The organism is Streptomyces katrae, from assembly GCF_000966975.1.
Lineage (GTDB): Bacteria > Actinomycetota > Actinomycetes > Streptomycetales > Streptomycetaceae > Streptomyces > Streptomyces katrae.
This window is the reverse complement of record NZ_JZWV01001651.1, coordinates 1-1372: the sequence shown is the minus strand read 5'-3', so window position 1 is coordinate 1372 and position 1372 is coordinate 1. Positions and strand designations below refer to the sequence as shown.

Here is a 1372-nt window from a genome sequence, read left to right as displayed (position 1 = left end):
TGCGGTGTCGCCAATTGTCCGCGCGCTTACGGGGGGTTTATCGCCGCAGCTCAATTCCTTTGCGCAATCATGGATTGGAATGGTCCATTCCGTGATCATGGGCGGTGAGCCGGCGGTGGTGCCGCCGGGCTCACGGCGGGCCCGAGCCGTTCAGCCAGAACGCCCCGTAGACCGCCGAGACCAGGGCGAGCCCGCCGACCACCGCGGCCGCCCACCCGCCCGGCCGCCGGGCCAGCGCCACCGCCGGCGGCAGCACCAGCGGGAACGCCGGCAGCAGCAGCCGCGGCTTGGAGCCGAAGTACCCCGAGGCGCACAGCGCCAGCGCCACCACGATCCCGCAGTACACGAGGAGGGCGGCGGGCAGCCGGCGGCGCACGCACAGCGCGTACAGCCACAGCACCAGCAGCACCCCGGCGATCAGTCCCACCCCGGCGAGGAAGGCGGACGAGGCCAGCCGTGCCCCGATGAACCGGGCGAAGGCCCAGCCCCCGTCGAAGCCGTTGCCCCAGCCCGCCTGTACGTCCAGGTAGCCCGTCAGCCCCCCGCCGGTCCGGGCTCCCACCCACAGCACGTACGCCGCCGCCCCCAGCGGGGCCAGCAGCACCCCGGCCGCCATCCGCCACGAGCGCTCCCCGCGCCGCCACGCCAGGGCGGCCGCCACCCACACCGCCGCGACCACCGCCGCCCCGACCGGGCGGGTCAGCCCCGCTCCCGCCGCGAGCAGGCCCGCCGTGAGCCAGCGCCCGCGCAGTGCCGCGTACAGGGCCCAGGCGGCCAGGGCGGTGAACAGCGACTCGCTGTACGCCATGGACTGGACGATCCCCACCGGCAGCGCCGCCCACAGGGCCACCGCCAGCACCCCGGCGCGCCGCCCGTACAGCAGATCGGCGACGGCGAAGATCCCCCAGGCCGCCGCGAGCCCCGCCACCGCCGAGACCACCAGGCCCGCCGAACCGTACGAGAGCCCCGTGGGCGCCGCCACCAGCCGCTCCAGCCACGGCAGCAGCGGGAAGAACGCCAGATTGGAGTGGACGGCTCCGCTCGGCAGGACCACCTCGTACCCGTACCCCCGCGCCGCGATCCGCGCGTACCAGAGGGAGTCCCAGCGCGCGGACAGCAGCGTGTGCGGGCTGCTGCCGGCCGCCGCGGACCACACCGCGAGCACGGCCAGCCCGAGCAGCCGGACCGCGGCGAAGGCGGCGAGCGCGGGCGCGGCCCGGCGCGGGCCGGGGCCGGGGTCCTTGGGAGGAGCGTCGGAGGCGGGCACAGTTGTCACGGACACGAGTATCAACGGCCCGGCCACCGGGCACGGAACGAGAACCACGGGCCGTGACCGCGCGTGTACCCAGGGGGAGGGAGGGGTGGGGCGAGT

General features: G+C 75.9%; 1 protein-coding gene. It reads right to left on the bottom strand.

Annotation, left to right across the window (positions count from 1 at the left end; genetic code table 11):
- Positions 1-130: 130 nt before the first annotated feature.
- Positions 131-1267, bottom strand: coding sequence for a glycosyltransferase family 39 protein (locus VR44_RS39855; protein ID WP_045952588.1), 1137 nt, complete (start codon positions 1265-1267; stop codon positions 131-133).
- Positions 1268-1372: the final 105 nt, after the last annotated feature.